Annotated in this window: 18 protein-coding genes; 7 read left to right on the forward strand and 11 right to left on the reverse strand. The window is 60.0% G+C overall.

Annotation, left to right across the window (positions count from 1 at the left end):
- Position 1 precedes the first annotated feature (1 nt).
- On the forward strand, positions 2-973 hold the full coding sequence (locus tag EV691_RS01150) for a sulfate/molybdate ABC transporter ATP-binding protein (RefSeq protein WP_039803532.1): 972 nt from the start codon (positions 2-4) through the stop codon (positions 971-973).
- A gap of 125 nt (positions 974-1,098) precedes the next feature.
- Here EV691_RS01150 and EV691_RS01155 read toward each other — a convergent pair whose 3' ends face one another.
- On the reverse strand, positions 1,099-2,019 hold the full coding sequence (locus EV691_RS01155; protein ID WP_131297882.1) for a bestrophin family protein: 921 nt from the start codon (positions 2,017-2,019) through the stop codon (positions 1,099-1,101).
- Between the two features lie 429 nt (positions 2,020-2,448).
- Positions 2,449-2,625 carry a hypothetical protein gene (locus EV691_RS23210; protein WP_165496529.1) on the reverse strand — a complete coding sequence of 59 codons (177 nt, stop codon included), beginning with the start codon at positions 2,623-2,625 and terminating at the stop codon, positions 2,449-2,451.
- A gap of 349 nt (positions 2,626-2,974) precedes the next feature.
- Between EV691_RS23210 and EV691_RS23525 the strand changes: the two genes are divergently transcribed.
- Together EV691_RS23525 and EV691_RS01165 are read left to right on the forward strand one after the other, a co-directional pair.
- Positions 2,975-3,607 (forward strand): hypothetical protein, encoded by a 633-nt coding sequence (locus EV691_RS23525; protein ID WP_207390169.1) that lies wholly within the window; start codon positions 2,975-2,977, stop codon positions 3,605-3,607.
- 322 nt (positions 3,608-3,929) lie between these two features.
- Positions 3,930-4,118: a YgaP family membrane protein gene (locus tag EV691_RS01165; RefSeq protein WP_131298185.1), complete on the forward strand. Its 189-nt coding sequence runs from the start codon at positions 3,930-3,932 to the stop codon at positions 4,116-4,118.
- Positions 4,119-4,657: 539 nt separating this feature from the next.
- Here EV691_RS01165 and EV691_RS01170 read toward each other — a convergent pair.
- The 3 genes from EV691_RS01170 to EV691_RS01180 form a co-directional block, all read right to left on the reverse strand.
- Positions 4,658-5,044: a hypothetical protein gene (locus tag EV691_RS01170; RefSeq protein ID WP_131297881.1), complete on the reverse strand. Its 387-nt coding sequence runs from the start codon at positions 5,042-5,044 to the stop codon at positions 4,658-4,660.
- Between the two features lie 509 nt (positions 5,045-5,553).
- Positions 5,554-6,168 (reverse strand): alpha/beta fold hydrolase, encoded by a 615-nt coding sequence (locus EV691_RS01175; RefSeq protein WP_131297880.1) that lies wholly within the window; start codon positions 6,166-6,168, stop codon positions 5,554-5,556.
- Positions 6,169-6,500: 332 nt separating this feature from the next.
- Positions 6,501-7,277, reverse strand: a complete 777-nt coding sequence (locus EV691_RS01180) for a polysaccharide lyase family 7 protein (protein ID WP_131297879.1) — start codon at positions 7,275-7,277, stop codon at positions 6,501-6,503.
- A gap of 363 nt (positions 7,278-7,640) precedes the next feature.
- Between EV691_RS01180 and EV691_RS01185 the strand changes: the two genes are divergently transcribed.
- The gene (locus tag EV691_RS01185; RefSeq protein WP_243649656.1) at positions 7,641-8,039 is read left to right on the forward strand and encodes a hypothetical protein; all 399 of its coding nucleotides are present in this window, start codon (positions 7,641-7,643) and stop codon (positions 8,037-8,039) included.
- A gap of 37 nt (positions 8,040-8,076) precedes the next feature.
- Positions 8,077-9,348: a cation:proton antiporter gene (locus tag EV691_RS01190; RefSeq protein WP_131297877.1), complete on the forward strand. Its 1,272-nt coding sequence runs from the start codon at positions 8,077-8,079 to the stop codon at positions 9,346-9,348.
- A 566-nt stretch (positions 9,349-9,914) separates the two neighbouring features.
- On the opposite strand, the gene EV691_RS23530 is transcribed toward EV691_RS01190, so the two are convergent.
- Entirely contained in the window at positions 9,915-10,169 is a 255-nt protein-coding gene (locus EV691_RS23530) for a hypothetical protein (RefSeq protein WP_207390168.1), read from the reverse strand.
- A gap of 22 nt (positions 10,170-10,191) precedes the next feature.
- On the opposite strand from EV691_RS23530, the gene EV691_RS23535 reads away from it, so the two are divergent.
- Positions 10,192-11,175, forward strand: coding sequence for a phage antirepressor N-terminal domain-containing protein (locus EV691_RS23535; protein ID WP_131297876.1), 984 nt, complete (start codon positions 10,192-10,194; stop codon positions 11,173-11,175).
- 98 nt (positions 11,176-11,273) lie between these two features.
- Here the strand turns inward: EV691_RS23535 and EV691_RS01210 are convergent, their stop codons facing one another.
- The 5 genes from EV691_RS01210 to EV691_RS01230 all read right to left on the reverse strand — a co-directional run bounded on the left by EV691_RS01210 (position 11,274) and on the right by EV691_RS01230 (position 14,053).
- On the reverse strand, positions 11,274-11,915 hold the full coding sequence (locus EV691_RS01210; protein WP_131297875.1) for a hypothetical protein: 642 nt from the start codon (positions 11,913-11,915) through the stop codon (positions 11,274-11,276).
- Complete coding sequence (locus EV691_RS01215) at positions 11,908-12,675, reverse strand: hypothetical protein (RefSeq protein ID WP_131297874.1); 768 nt, start codon at positions 12,673-12,675, stop codon at positions 11,908-11,910. Before EV691_RS01215 ends, EV691_RS01210 begins: the two co-directional genes overlap by 8 nt.
- A 152-nt stretch (positions 12,676-12,827) precedes the next feature.
- Positions 12,828-13,268 carry a holin family protein gene (locus EV691_RS01220; protein WP_131297873.1) on the reverse strand — a complete coding sequence of 147 codons (441 nt, stop codon included), beginning with the start codon at positions 13,266-13,268 and terminating at the stop codon, positions 12,828-12,830.
- Complete coding sequence (locus EV691_RS23690; RefSeq protein ID WP_131297872.1) at positions 13,265-13,756, reverse strand: hypothetical protein; 492 nt, start codon at positions 13,754-13,756, stop codon at positions 13,265-13,267. Before EV691_RS23690 ends, EV691_RS01220 begins: the two co-directional genes overlap by 4 nt.
- A gap of 60 nt (positions 13,757-13,816) precedes the next feature.
- Positions 13,817-14,053 carry a hypothetical protein gene (locus EV691_RS01230; protein ID WP_039803513.1) on the reverse strand — a complete coding sequence of 79 codons (237 nt, stop codon included), beginning with the start codon at positions 14,051-14,053 and terminating at the stop codon, positions 13,817-13,819.
- A gap of 298 nt (positions 14,054-14,351) precedes the next feature.
- On the opposite strand from EV691_RS01230, the gene EV691_RS01235 reads away from it, so the two are divergent.
- Positions 14,352-15,597: hypothetical protein (locus EV691_RS01235; protein WP_165901247.1), on the forward strand; the 1,246-nt coding region annotated here is incomplete at its 3' end.

Raw genomic sequence — 15,597 nt, forward strand, 5'->3', positions numbered from 1 at the left:
CATGTCCATCGAAATCCGCAACGTCAGCAAGCGCTTCGGCGCCTTCCAGGCCCTCAACGACATCAACCTGGACATCCACAGCGGCGAGCTGGTCGCCCTGCTCGGCCCTTCCGGCTGCGGCAAGACCACCCTGCTGCGGATCATCGCCGGCCTGGAGACCCCGGACAGCGGCAGCATCGCCTTCCACGGCGAGGACGTCTCCGGCCATGACGTGCGCGACCGCAACGTCGGCTTCGTGTTCCAGCACTACGCGCTGTTCCGCCACATGACGGTGTTCGACAACGTCGCCTTCGGCTTGCGCATGAAACCCAAGCGCGAGCGGCCGAGCGAGCAGGTCATCGCCGCGAAGGTCCACGAACTGCTGACCATGGTGCAGCTCGACTGGCTCGCCGACCGCTATCCCGAACAGCTCTCCGGCGGCCAGCGCCAGCGCATCGCCCTGGCCCGTGCGCTGGCGGTGGAGCCGAAGATCCTGCTGCTCGACGAACCCTTCGGGGCGCTGGATGCCAAGGTGCGCAAGGAGCTGCGCCGCTGGCTGGCACGCCTGCACGAGGAAATCAACCTGACCTCGGTGTTCGTCACCCACGACCAGGAGGAAGCCATGGAAGTGGCCGACCGCATCGTGGTGATGAACAAGGGGGTGATCGAGCAGATCGGCGCGCCGGGCGAGGTCTACGAGCAGCCGGCCAGCGACTTCGTCTACCACTTCCTCGGCGACTCCAACCGCCTGCATCTGGGCGAGGAACATATCCTGTTCCGCCCCCACGAGGTCCTGCTGTCCCGCGAGGCGGTGGCCGAATACCACGGCGCCGAAGTGCGCGACATCCGCCCGCTCGGCGCCATCACCCGGGTGACCCTCAAGGTCGACGGCCAGAACGAGCTGATCGAGGCGGAAGTGGTCAAGGACCACGACAGTCTGGTCGGCCTGGCGCGCGGCGAACGGCTGTTCATCAAGCCGAAGGCGAGCGCCTGAAACACTCTGCCCGGCCCGAACATGCGGGCCGGGCAGGGCTCTTCGAACTCCTGGAAGCACGACGGGCGGGGTAAACCCCGCCCGTTCTTTTCATGTCGCAGCGAGCCGCCCTTCTCGGGCGGACCTCAGAGGCGCTTTATCTCGCCGCCCACCGGAACCAGCTCGGGCGAGCGCTCCGCGGTGGCATCGCGCAGCATCGACTCCAGATTGCGCTCGATGTTCTGGCACAGGGCTTCGGTCTGGATGCGGTGCTCGCTGTTGCGGAAAGGGCTTTGCAGATCCGTGCCGACCCGTTCGATGGCCAGCAGCATGAAGCCCGCCACCGTCGACACCAGCGGCGTGTACCAGCCCAGGGTTTCCACCAGGCCGATCGGCATGATCAGGCAGAACAGGGTGATGAACAGGCGCGGGAAGTACACGTAGGGATACGGCAGTGGCGTGTTGGCGATCCGCTCCATGCCGCCCTGGCAGTCGGACAGCACCACCATGGTGGACTCCAGTCGCGACAGGCGCATGCTGTCCAGCCGACCGGCCTTGTATTCCTTGGCCAGCAGGGCGGCCGAGCCGTTGAGGATGTCGTTGGGGAAATTGTTGGTGTGATGACGGCGGTCGAACTCTTCGGCCGGGATCAGCGCCTGGACCTCATCGCCGCAAGGCGCGCCCTTCAGGTGCGCCGACAGAGCCTTCACATAGGCCACATGGCGGCGCAGGAGAATGGCCTTGACCGGATTCATGCCATAGGCGTCATCGATCAGGGTGAGTACCTGGCGCGCGTAGCTGCGCGAGTTGTTGGTCATGGTGCCCCACAGGGTCCGCGCTTCCCACCAGCGGTTGTAGGCACTGGAATTGCGGAAGCTGGTCAGCACCACCAGCGCCGAACCGAGCAGCGTCAGGGGCATCGAGGGGAGGTTCCAGCGTGGACTCACAAGAAGCATGTAATCCACGGTGATGAAGATATCCCAGAGCAACAGCCAGAACAGCGACCAGCCAACATAGGTGAGAGTTTTGATCAGGTATTGGCTTTTTCGGATAAAGGCGTTCGACACGGGCGCATCTCGACTAGGGGAGTAACGGGGATTCGACCATCGAACGGTAGTTCGATATCACTGCAACCCCATGAATCTCGGGTTATCCGATGGATGGAGCTATTAATGATTAACCACCTGAGCGCGTCAAGGATGCCATCTGCGACTTATGCATCGACTCGCGCGCTCGAACCCGTGCCCATCGGCAAGCGAATACCTCATCCAGATCGGTTCGATCTTTGAAGCAACATCTTCCAAAAACCCATCTACAACCAGCCAAATCCAAGGGTATCCCGGCTTTCCTTAGCGAATATCGATGCCCCGCAGACGAAACCTGACATGGCATGTCCATAGCGGACACTACGACGAAGAAGTTGGCGATACAGACTTCCGGTGGACACATCTGCAAACAATCTCGCATCTGCGAAACCCACCCCGGCAACATCCCAATCAGGGCAGCGGGCCAGGGCACGAAAGACAAACCACATGCTGTCCATCAGCATGCAGCGCACTGTAACAGGCGCCCGCACTCAGTAATGCCAATTCGACATCACCCAATAAGGAAGACATATTTTGAAAATCTTTTGACCCCGCCTTGAACAGCCATGCCTGCTGCTCCTTATCCATTCAGCGAACCCTCGGCATTCCTCTGCTGGAGCAAAGCCAGCCATTCCAGGTTTTACCCAGCGCCCGCTCCAAAGAACAGGAGCGCCATTCCGCTCAAGTCGATCTGCACTGACGCAAGCCATGCAAATGACGCCCTCGATGAGCAGTCTGCATTACTTGACCCATTCCCCTTAAAAAGTTGATGACTGCTCTGAACATGGATGTTCGAATAGCGGTGGATCTGCAAATGCAAATAGCCGGAAACCCTCTCTCGCAATCGCAACTGCCGACCATGCAATGACAGTGCACCAGCACACGGCAGGTCATCGCATCTGGATCGGATGGAACGCATTCATCAGGAGGCTGGTCAATGACCAGCCTCCTTCACGCTCATTCACATACAGCACTCAACATCGGCGACCTGGTCATCGATGACTTCGCAGGCGGCTTCGCCTCGACCGCTATCGAGCCAGGCCGCGGACGGCAGGAGGATACTGCTGCCCTCGCCTCGCCGGTCATCCGCTACGCGACCATGACCAAATTCAAGAGCCTCATGCTCGAAGCAGAGGGAGGTGACAGCAGAGGATGCCTGCTACTAATGCTTGGCCAGCCTGTCGATCAGAGCGCGGCAATGCTGGAACCCTGCCTCACGCGCCGCATCGAGGCCACAGCAGCAATAATCGACATCGGTCTTTCGGGAGGTAAACACTTCTTTATCGCGACGTACGCTGGCTCGGATAATCCACTTCCTTCCCAGCTCGGAGCGGTACGGCTCAACCGCCATATCGAACCCCTTGTACTTCTGCACGTATACAGCAACATCGGCACTATTATTATTCATATTGTCTCCGTGATTGTGATGTTGGCCTGTCGAAACAGGCTGCTCGGCACTTACAGCAGAAAAATCCTGCACCAACTAACGTTTCGTGGCAAGCGCACCGTAACAAGGCACAGCGCCATCAAGCTGCTGGATCTGGTCTGCCAAACCGCGCAAGTGAACTGACCCCGGAGCCGCCAGATCCGACTCCCGCCGCCTGGTCCGCACCGAAGGCACTCGCCTGCGATCGAAGGCCTGGCTTTGCTGATAGGCTGATTCGTCCTCGCGCTTCAAGCTCAAAACCCAGCAACCACGTGCCCTGAGCCATCCCGCCATTTACGAAGCTATTAAGCATTGGCCTGCGCCAAGATTTGCCTCGGAAAGTATTTTTCAGACAAACTCTGGCAGAACTTCGGGCTGCCTATTTAGCCCGGAGGTGAACCCGAAAAAGACGTACCGCTATAACACTGCTACAAAACATTACTACCCCGTAAAGAGACAACCCATCGTGCAAAAAAACATTGGCAGCATCGAAAAAATCGCTCGCATCGTGATCGGCATTGCACTGGTCATCTGGGCCATCGCAGGAGGTCCGCTCTGGGCTTGGGCTGGAGTAATGCTCCTGGCTACCGGGCTGCTCAGTTGGTGCCCTGCTCGCATGCTCTTCGGCGGCCGCAGCTGTTCAGTGGAAAAATAACGCCACCTTTTCATGCCCGGTTCGGCCCCTCTCGACAGACACTGATCACCGGCAACGCGCCGTCTCGGCTGTTTGGTCTGTCCATACTCGATGGACAGACCAATGCAGGAACCCTCGTTGAACAAAGGCTCCTGTTTCTCCCCTTCATACCGCCTCCATCTCAACTCCCCCATCCGCCACAAGCGCTCCACCCGCATCGTGTAGCACTGCTCAGCAGCTCCCGCCGGCATGCCCCGGTCGGGCGAGATCGGGACGCTGGCGAGGCGCATGGTGCCCCAGCTCAGCGGCAAAAGCTGGCCGCCGGGAGTGAAGCGGATGGCGTCAGGGGGAGAAGGCGTGGCGGCACAGCGAGTACGCGGTTGCCGCCGGGGGAAGATGTGCAACTCGGGACCTGTCAGCCCGTCGCGGGGATCAGTGACGGTGGGCAACCCTGGCGTCGCCCCCTACCCGCCAGCTGAGCCATTAGCCATTAGCCATTAGCCATTAGCCATTAGCCGTTAGCCGTTAGCCGTTAGCCGTTAGCCGTTAGCCGTTAGCCGTTAGCCGTTATAAGGAAAGGATTCGGCAGTTTCGGGCGTCCAGCCAAGCGGGCGCGGACGGTTGCCGTGGATCACCACCTTGTCGCCGGGGGCGAAGACATAGTTCGGCGAGCGGTACGTCTTCAGGTCGCCGCTGTCGGTGCGCACGATGTAGGCGCGGTCGCTGCCGCCCAGTGCCTTCTGACCGGAACCGCCGAACACCGCGCCAAGTCCTGCACCGACCACGGCACCGATCGGACCGCCCACGGAACCGGCCATCATGCCAGTCATACCGCCCGTGGCCTGACCGGAAGTTTCGTCGCCCACTTCGCTGACGATTTCAGCGGCGTACACATTGCTGACGGTGAGCATGCCGATGGTCAGAGCCAGAATGCCGAACTTTTTCATGGCGGTTCCCCCGAGGACGAGATAAGCGGTCGTGGCCAGTCGATTCCTGTTACTGAGGCGCTGTCTGCGCCGTTTCGCTTCCCTTGCTGAGGAAACTAACCATTTGGATGACATGGATCAATAAAATAATTGCCATCTCATGCTTAAGGAGGGGGTGCTCCTGATGGCCGACCAAGCCGCGACTCCAGCCGCCCCCTTCACAGATGAATTCCAAGTAACTGATTTACAAGGAAAAGATGATCATGGCGGGAGTTGTAGCCACCCCCCAAGCCTGAAGGTAGACCGTTCGTCGCCCTTATCCGAGCGAGCCGGAGATGGTGAATGCGGCAGGCATGCCGGCGCCCTCTGGCCGTGAGCAGCATCGCCAGCGACCGACTTCAGGGAAGAAATGCCGTCAGCTACGCGTCCTGCCGGAGCCTGCTTGAGGTCGAGCGATTCGGCGCCGGTAGCTGGGCGGCGAGGCTGTGGAGATCGCGCTCGCCGCCGACCAGGAGAGGTAAATCAGGTCATCAGCCCTTGGCCAGATGCCTGTCGATCAGCGGCGCCACCTCGGCGGCGAGGATTTTGGCCAGGCGGTGGTCGCCGCCGGGGAAGACGTGCAGCTCGGCGCGAGGCAGCAGCGCGGCGAGGCGCTGGCCGACACTGACGGGACTGACCGGATCGTCGTCGCCCCACAGCAGCAACGTCGGCGTCCGCAGTTCCGCCAGCCGGGGCGTCAGGTCTTCGCGATAGTCGATGAACCACTGCGGCACGAACAGGTTGGCCTCCGCGAACATGGGGCGCCAGTCGTGCGCGCCCAGGCTCTCCATATCCACCCCGCCCGAGGTCGCGGTCAGCACCAGATGGGTGACCAGCTCGGGCCGCTCAAGCGCCGCCAGCATGGCAATAACCCCACCCATCGACTGCGCCACCAGAGCCGCGGGCTGGTCGATCTCGGTCACGACACGCGCCACCAGATCGGCAAAGCGGGTCACGTCCGGATCGGCCGGTGTCGAACCCAGGCCGGGCCAACCGACATGGACTTTCTGCGCCGGGTGAACGAGCAGATCGGCAGCCGGCCGCCAGAATCGCGTGCTGCCGGAGGCACCGGGAAGGAACAGGAGTTTGGAGGGGGAGGAATACACGGGGTCAGCCCTTGCAGGTGTTGTTTGAGTGGAGCGACGCCATAGTAATGCTGGACAGGCGAAGCGTTGTCCACCCTATTTGCCGTCAAGCAGCACAAAAAATGCAGACGGAGAAAAGCCCGGAACCCCAATAAATACAAGGGCTCCGGGCTTTTCTGTTTCAGTCGCCGCTAGAGCCGTTTCACTGTACCCGGGCTCAAGGAATGCCCGGACTTCTCCCCTCTCCCAGGCATGAGAGAGACGCGAAACTGGCTGACCGCGGTTATGACTTTCCTTGCCTTCGCATAAGAAGGATTCGGCTCACGAAGAACCCCTGGAGCCTATCGAATACATCACAGCTGAAGCTCCCCGGAGGCCCGTCCAGCAGATCCTCGAACAGGGACAAGTGCTCCCGGATTTTGCCGATGACGCTCCTGGCTTTCCGCTTGCTGCACTACTTCGGACGCTTCCGTCCTGTCGCTGTGCGTCATGCTCAGCGAATGGAAGGTGGCCTTCCCGGCCCCCGCTCCGCCGATCTCCTGCTGGCTGTACATGCCGGCTTTGGCGTACCACCTGTCGCTCCGGTACGAAGCCACGTCGAACTGGTATTTCCTGACTTCGCCGTTGACCGTGACGGTCAGTTCCCCGTCGCTGGTGACCGCCGCCGAATAAGCCAGTCTGTTGCCAAGCTTGTAGCCCGTGAGGATGGGGTCTTTCTTTTCCTCGCCGTTGTATTGCGGCCGGTATTGCACATAGATGGTGCTGCCGGTGATCTGCAATTTGAACGGCGGTTTCGTGCTTGCACCGTGGAACTGGCCGATGATCGCTTTTTTGCTGGCAGCCAAGGCGTCGACTGTAAGCGTTGCGCTCAGACGGTGGACCCTGGCGCTGCCAAGGCGCCAGTTGGCCTCCTTGTCGGCACCGTCGGGCAGCGTCTCCCGGAGTTCGGAGCGCGGGTAAATGCTGTTCGGCGTGCTTCTGATGCCTGCCCCGGAGGAAGGCGCATAGAAGGTGATGGAGCCATCGGTGTTGCGGGCAAACCACTTCGACTCATACGTCTGAAGCTGCCTGGTCTGAATGATCGCGGCCCCAACAGGAATGGTCAGATTCCAGTGCGAAAGATCAACCACTTCACGGCTCCTAGCACGACAGGTTTTTGATGGCATCATTTTGCCGCCATTCCGATATTACCTGTGTGCTATCGCACGCATTCTTCAACCGCCTGGCCGTCCATGCGGAACCATCGTCCGACATGGCGACTCCCGCACGCCGTCTTCCGTCGCATTGCATCGAGGACATCGATCAATGTTGGCGCACGTCAAGAACTCCGCTGCTCCAGTGCCATAAGGTGCCGGCTGAGCGGCCTTGTCCTGAATGTGTCTGACCTTTTCTGGTCCGTGGTAGCGCAACAAAACCAAGCGTGAGCCGCCTCCCTTGCTCGCCATGCCACCCCATCAAGCCAGGTTGGAGACACACATCTGATGAATGGAGCTTTGACGCTCACGCTCGCCGCTCTGGTCTATCTGATCCTTGCCGCCATGGTGATGGACCTTCTCATGGAGCTGATAGCCCAGCTTCTGCAAAGCCGGACCACTTCCGATCCCAAAGAAGACTTGAACAGCCACCACCCTGTCCCGTCACAAGATGAACAGATACAGGAAATCCCTTCCGCGCTCGCACCCGGCACGCAACAGGACGACGGTCCTCGTCCCCCTCCAGTTTCCGGACCTCCAGATCCAATCCCCATGTCCGCCTGGCTATTCCCCCTCTCCGACTACGCTCTCGGCGTAATTGCGGTCACCCGCGTCCAGCGCCCGGCCATCCTGCCTGCCCGTTCCGGGCCGTTTCTTTATCTGATCTGCCGTCGAAAACCCCATGAACATATGGAGTAATCTGTAGCAAGCTATCAAACAGAAGGGGTTTTTTTCGATGCTGGATCTTGCCGCGGCGTTCATCGCGCTGACGACGCTTTTCACCTACCTCAACTACCGCCTGATCCGCCTTCCTCCGGCCATCGGAGTCATGATCGGGGCCCTCCTTCTCTCGCTGCTCGCTTATGGCCTGTCGGCGCTGGGCTATCCGGTACTCGAGCTGGAAATCCAGGAGATGATCCGCCGGATCGATTTCTCCGACGTTCTGATGACCTGGTTCCTGCCCGCACTGCTGTTCGCCGGCGCCCTGCATGTCAATCTGGACGACTTGCGCAGTTACAAGTGGCCGATCACCTTTCTCGCCACGGGCGGCGTGCTGATCGCCACTTTCGTGGTTGCCGGCCTGGCCTATTACACCTTTGCCCTGTTCGGCTGGCAGGTCAGTTTCATTTACTGCCTGCTGTTCGGCGCGCTCATCTCGCCGACCGACCCCATCGCGGTAATGGGCATCCTCAAAAGCAGTGGCGCTCCCAAGCCGCTGCAGACCACCATCGTCGGCGAATCGCTGTTCAACGACGGAACCGCCGTGGTGATGTTCAGCATTCTGCTGGGCGTCCTCATGATCGGCCATACCCCGACAATTGGCGAAGTGAGCCTGCTATTCCTCAAGGAAGCCGTCGGCGGGATTATCTTCGGTCTGCTGCTGGGCTATGTCGTCTACCTGCTGCTGTCCAAGGTCAACGAGTTCCAGCCATCGGTCATGCTGACTCTGGCCTTGGTCTTCGGCGGTGCGTCGCTGGCGGCGAAGCTGCACGTTTCGGCACCGATCGTGATGGTGGTTGCCGGTCTGATCATCGGCAACCACGGTCGTCGCCATGCCATGTCCGAAGAAACCCGCCGCTACGTGGATAACTTCTGGATCCTGATCGACGAGATTCTCAATGCCCTGCTGTTTGCCCTGATCGGTCTCGAACTGCTGGTACTGCCCTTCACCTGGCCGCATGTGGCTGCAGCGATCCTGCTTGGCGGGGCCGTCCTGGTAGCCCGGGTACTGACCGTCGGTCCTGGGATCGTGCTGATCCGCCAGCTGAAGTCCGCTCAGCTCCAGGTGGCCCCTGGAACCGTTCGCATCCTGTCCTGGGGGGGCCTGCGTGGCGGGGTTTCGGTGGCCCTGGCCTTGGCACTGCCCCTGGGCCCGGAGCGCGATCTGCTATTGGCCCTCACCTATATCGTGGTGCTGGTCTCGATCCTGGTACAGGGGCTGACCATCGGACCGCTGGTGAGGTCGCTGTACGGCAGCAATCCTGTCGAGGCTGAAGAAGCCCACTGAGCGCTGTATCCGAAAACGCCCCATGGATGGGGCATTTATCTCCCACCTGAGCACTCTCCATTGCGCTTCAAGCTCATCGGCTCGGCGCGATCGCACTCATCCGCTTCCATCGATCCGCTGATCGCAGCGCTCCGAGCCCCAGCATCGGATATGGCGCGCTATCTGGATGCGCAGCACCAGAAGGCAACAGCGGAGAACGACAAGCCACACGACCGAGCGATTCGGAAGGCCGGTTGAACCACAGGGGCCGCTTGCTTCCGGCCGAAGGTCTGGCTTTCTTGGTAGACTCGTGCGCCATCGCGCATGATCCTGATCTGCGCCGTATAACCGGTGGTGCCATCCTTGTAGCGCCGCGATGTAACCGTGCCCATTTTCAATTGGCCACATGATGTTTTTGGGTTGCCACATTGCAGCAACGACATCCCCAAAATAAGCAAAAACAGGCGAGAACGGCATCAACTCAGGCGTCCGAAAATGCTACTGAAATCAATCTCAAACCCAGCAACCAAGCGCCCTGAGCCGTCCCGCCGCTTCTGCGTGGCGCCGATGATGGACTGGACGTACTTTTATTGAAAGCCCATATACTCAAGGGCTTCAGAGTGTTTGCACAAACTGCTTACCACTTTTTTACCACCAAGCTTTTCTAAGTCAGCGCGAAAGTAACGGCGAGCGAGATCGCCGCCCTGCGCAAATGGGAACAGGCCAAGGCCAAGCCGAACGCCCAGGCCGCCGTTCTCATCAAATTGGTCGAGCAGTATCCCGAATACCAGCCCTGTATTTGCCGCTGTCGATTTCCACGGCCACTCCCTGACCGTACTCACCTCTACCACCGGCGAACACCTCGTGGCTATGAAGCCTATCTGCGAAGCCATCGGTCTCCAGTGGGAAGCGCAGCTCAAGCGCATCAAGCGCCACCCCGTTCTGTCGATCTGCATGTCCGTCATGGATATTCAGATGCCCGGCGACGATCAACACCGCGAACTCGTCTGCCTCCCCCTCGACTACCTCAACGGCTGGCTGTTCGGCGTGGATGCCTCCCGCGTCAAACCCGAGATTCGCGAGCGCCTGGTGCAGTACCAGCGCGAATGCTTCGCCGCCCTCGCCGCCTACTGGCAGCAGGGCGAGGCCGTCCGGCCGCGCGCGGTCCTGCCGGCCGGCGGCACTGCCGCGCCCCTGCGCCTGACCTACAACGACCGCCACTTCCGCATTCTGCCGGTCGGCACCGAGGTCTGGTTCGTCGCCGCCGACGTGGCCAGCGCCGTCGGCCTGCGCGACTCCCACGTCGCCACCCGCCACCTGCGGCCCGAGCACAAGGCCGCCCTCCCGGTCGGTCGGCAGACGCTCAACGTCATCAGCCGGGCCGGGCTGGAACTCGCCCTGCTGCACGCCAACCCCGAGCGGGTGGCGCCCTTTCGCGCCTGGCTGGCCGAGGCGCTGAACCTGCTGCCCACCACCACCGCCGCGCCCGAACCCGAGCGCCCGCCCGTGGCCAGCCTGAGCCAGGAAGTGCGCAACTTCACCTTCGACTACCTGGACCGCTGTCGTCAGGCCGTGCTCGATGCCGGCGGCACCCTGCCGGAATGGGACCGCGAGACCGACCAGCGCATCTCCGACAACATGGCCGCCCTGCTCATCCGCGACAAACGCTGGGTGCTGACCTTCGACGACAGGGGCGAGCCGCAGCTCCGGGCCATCCCCAGCGGAGCCGACGTCTTCACCCCCGAATCGCTGCTGAACTGGATCCGCAACCCCTTCGGCGCTCACCGCGATTTCCTGCCGACCATGCTGCAGGCCATCGGCGAACGCCTCTCCAGCTCCCACCGCTGAATCGCAGGCACAAAAAAAGAGCCCCCGCCGGGATGGCAGGGGCTCTTGGTTTTGAGTTCAAGTGGACAGGATAGCGAGGCCGGGCACCGCTCTCATGCTCACTGCACGACCCGATACTGGCCGGGCTCGTCCTCGACCGGGCAGTAGCGAACAACTCCGCGCAGCGTCTGCGGGAGAGCATCCGAAACGCTTTCACCCAGCAGCAGTGCTTTCACAGGCTCCACGATCATCTTCCGAACATCCTGCACGTTGTTGATCTCTGCGAGGCGGAGGCTGTAAGTCCACCAAGTAAAATCCTTGCCGGAAACTGGCCACCTGAACAGAGTTCCTTCATCCAGGTACGCGGCGGGCTCCTCCTCCAAGGGGAAGCCCATCCAGAACTCTTCAAAATCCACTGCCTCATTCCAGAAGCCAACATGCAGAAGCGGCTGGTCGTTGCCTACTAGAGCTATGCCATCACCTGCGAGACTTATCTGGAACATCAGGTAGGCACCGACACTCCGCTTGGGTTTGATGATGAGTGGTAAAGAGTGCGCACTGGCAACATAGACCCAGCCGTGATCGTCTGTCTTGAAACGCTCTATCCAGTCACCCTCAGCCTGGAAATGCTTGCTGACCGGTGCACCACCGAACAAGCTGCCCAGCTCCTGCTTCACCAACGTCGCGAGAAGGTCACACTCTGCCCAGACTGTGGAAATGAAGGATACGCTCTCGGAAATCGACTTGCCGATATCAGCCACAATGGCCTCCTGCCATGGAAAAGAAAGCTTGTTGCGAGACGTTCAACGGAGGTAGCTCGGGCGCTACCAGATGAGCAAAGCCGTCGAAACCTCTCCAGAAAACCTCGGCTTTCTGCGGCACAACCTCCGGCGCAGAAAGGTGTTTGAAACCTCGGAATGGGCGAATCCCCAGCTTTTCGAGGCAACGGATCACTTCCGAAGACCAGCACCTCAGGGAAGGTACCTCTGGGCCAGCGAGATGACGAAGGACATTGAGCACGTCGAACCAGGAGCGCAGCAACAACCGCCCTTTCCACACATCGTTCCGGCTCAATGCATTGCTGCCTTCGCTGGTGTCGGGGGCGATGAAGAGGTGCAACGCATGCTCCCGCTCCTCATGCGACAGATAATCCTGCCATTGCTTGTGAAGCTGGTTTTCACCACTCAAGGGAGCTTGCCATTTGAACTCGACCAACAGTAACCGCTTCTCCTGCCCCCAGAAGAGTTCGACTCGCAGATCCGGCTCGATTCTGTTCGCTCTGGGCCAGAAGCGCATTTCGGCGTGAGTCACTGCCCCTCCGGGGAACTCAATCTCCGGACTGTTCCACCTTGCAAGAGCCGTCCAGAACGCGCCAATCGCGCTTGCCGGCAGAAAAGCCAGTGGTCCCATGATCAGGGCAGTGATTTCGTCCTCTTCCGAGACTCTCTTTTCGATGCCGTCCCGATGCCCCAGGTAGCGCCGATACAGGCGCGTCTTTCCGTGCGTGATCGCGTGCAGCACATCCCGCTCCTTGATCCTTGAACTAAGCCGGGCGCAACTGCCAGGCAGCCCTCCTCTACGAACGCCCGCTATCAGCCCAAACAGGCGGCGCAGACGGTGCGCTGCACATAGTGATGTTATGGTGCCAGACGTCAAGTCTCTTTAATTCCCCATCACTTCGTCATAGCACTCACCCGCTTCCACCGATCCGCCGTCCGCAGCGTGCCGAGGCCGAGCATCCCGAACACCAGCTCGAACAGCACTGCATCGAGCGAGGGCAGCGGCGGCACATCGGCGACGCCGGCCACGGTCAGCACCCACGGCAATAGCGGCCTGACCAGAAACTCGTAGGCCAGGCCCGCCACGCAGACGTAACCCGCCAGCGGCCGCCAGCCGGCCTGGAAGCCAGACTGGCTCGCCGCCTCGACTTCATTGATCTTCGCCTGAGCCAGGTTGATCTGCAGGGCTGCGTCCAGCTCCTTGAAAGCGCCCTCCTGCTGGAGCCTGAGCAGTTCGAGCTGGGCCGCGGCCTTCTGCTCGGGATCGGGGATCAGCCGGTCGAGCAAGCCGGCGACGGTCGGCAGCAGCGCCGTGGCAGCAGCGAGCAGGCTCATGCCGGCACCTCCTCGCCCGCCAGCGCATCCATGGCCTGCGCGTAGCAGACATCCCAGCGGTTCCTGTGTGGTTTGCCGGGCCGCCATGTCCTGACATACAGGTCCCAGCTTTTGGCCACCTCGCCCACCGCCGGCAGCGGCGCCGGATCGGCCCACAGCAGCAGGCGGGCGAAGGCGGCGGCGAGGATGTCGTCGTGCTCGAGCGCGGCATACACGGCGGCAGCCGATGGCTTGACGTTGTGGGCCTCGCAAGCCGCCAACGCATGCTGCCGACTCAGCGGGTGCAGCAGCACGCCGCGCACGCCGCCGCCCTGCTCGAACTGCCAGAGGCCACGGGCAGGCCCGCCGACTTGCCGGCGATGGGTAAGGCCGGACTCCTGCAGCCCGATCGCCAGCAGCATGGCCTCAGCCTGGGGGCTGCTCATGCGCGCAGGCAGCAGCGCGAGCGCCGGGGCGATGGCCGCGGCGCGGATTTCGGATAGCGTCATGGAATCTCCAGAAACGAAAGAGCCCGCACGCGGCGGGCTCGGGGTGGGATGGGGTTGCGATCAGACTTCGATGTCGTACTGCGGCAGCTCCGGCGCCGGGCCGGCGAGCTGGCCGTCGACGACGAAGGCCTTGCTGCCCACCGCCACGCCGGTGCCGCGGGCGGCGATCGACACGCCGGTGCGCAGCTCGACGGTGCTGAGGCCGCTGGCGGTGTCGACGGCGGTCACGGTGCCGACGGCGCGCACGCCGCCGGGCAGCAGGCCGATGAATTTCTTCCAAGGGTTGACGGTGGCCATTTCAGTTCCTGCGATTGGCGGGTTGCACCTGCCCTACAGGGCGGGTGCAACCCGCCGGTCAATGGTGGAGCTCGAGGCGCACGGTCTGGGTGATGCGGACCACATCGGTGCTACTGAACAGGTCGTCGTAGACGTCCGGTGCGGACTCTCGCCAACGGTGCTTACCAGAACAGGAAAGCACCGTTCAAAGCTCCCCAAAATAGAAAATTAACTATGATTCTCTTGGAAGGTTGGGCAGTAAAACAATCGAAAATCATGCAGTAAACAAGGAACATGCCACCTCACACAGAGAACCACAATGAAAAAACAAGCAATAATACTCAGCACCTTACTATTGCTGCACGGCTGCTCGGGGAATGAAGTAAAGCCATCACCTCCCCCAGCCAGAGCGATGAGTGATTACGACATAAACACCATCTACCCGCCACGCGAGGATCTTTTCATAGGCGATATATACGCAAACATTTACACTCCAAACTGCAATGCAACTCTGGATAACAATGAATGCACCTTTACGTCAATAAGAATCGCCAGGATACCTATCGACAACATCAGTAAAATGATCCCCAACCAGCACGACAATACCCAGCCACTTGCCCCAGAAGAAAATGGATGCCAGCTCAAGGAGATAAAAGAAACAGACCAGAAAGACAACACAAAAAAATATTCACCATCAAAAGAGTGCTTCACAAGAGACACTATCGATCCATCAGACTCATATCAACACTTAAAGCAAATAGCCTTCCCTAACTTCTATAAGCACACGGGGAACTCGTCACAAGCCTCAACTGCAATCCTGACCAAAATTCTCCCCAAGGCAGGCATAGGCATAAACAACATAAAAGAATATAGCGTAGCGATCCCCACCGCACGGTACTATTCGGTCAACCCATTTGAAATACTTGATGCACTACAAAACCTTCCACCCGAGCAAAGTCAAAAACTGCAACAAGTAAAAGACTACAAGGAAATGGTCTGCAGCCAGTGCAAGACAAAAATATTCATCCCATATCAAATATATTACACAAGAGAGCTTGACATCACCTACAAGGGAGAGTTCTTTACCAATAGAAAATACAGCCAAACAAGAAACCCCAACGAGCCCAGGGTATTATATACACCACCAACAGACACCAACGACAGTACGAACACATCAAGCGCAGCACTTATCGAAGAGAACAGCTTTGGCGTAACAACAACCCTAAGCCACGCTTCAACGGGAGACATAGGCGTAAGGCAGGTTTTCGATACTCCAATGGCGATTGGTTACAAAGGATTTGTCTACGACGATCATGAGGAAATAAAAAATAGACTGGCGGCCCACCACAAAAACTCCTACGAGCAACCTACTGTAACCGCATCCGAAAAATCCCCCCCATCCAGCGTTGTTGAAGAACGCTCGGATGAATCATTCAAAGCCGCTGACGATGTCTACTTCGCTGACAGTGGCGACGGTACGGACACCGCCGGACAGGAAGCGGCTGACGCAGATCACTCGGAATCCGTTACCGACGGCGCGGACACCACCGAACAGGAAACGGCTA

This window comes from Azotobacter chroococcum (assembly GCF_004339665.1).
In the GTDB taxonomy this organism is placed as follows: Bacteria; Pseudomonadota; Gammaproteobacteria; order Pseudomonadales; family Pseudomonadaceae; genus Azotobacter; species Azotobacter chroococcum.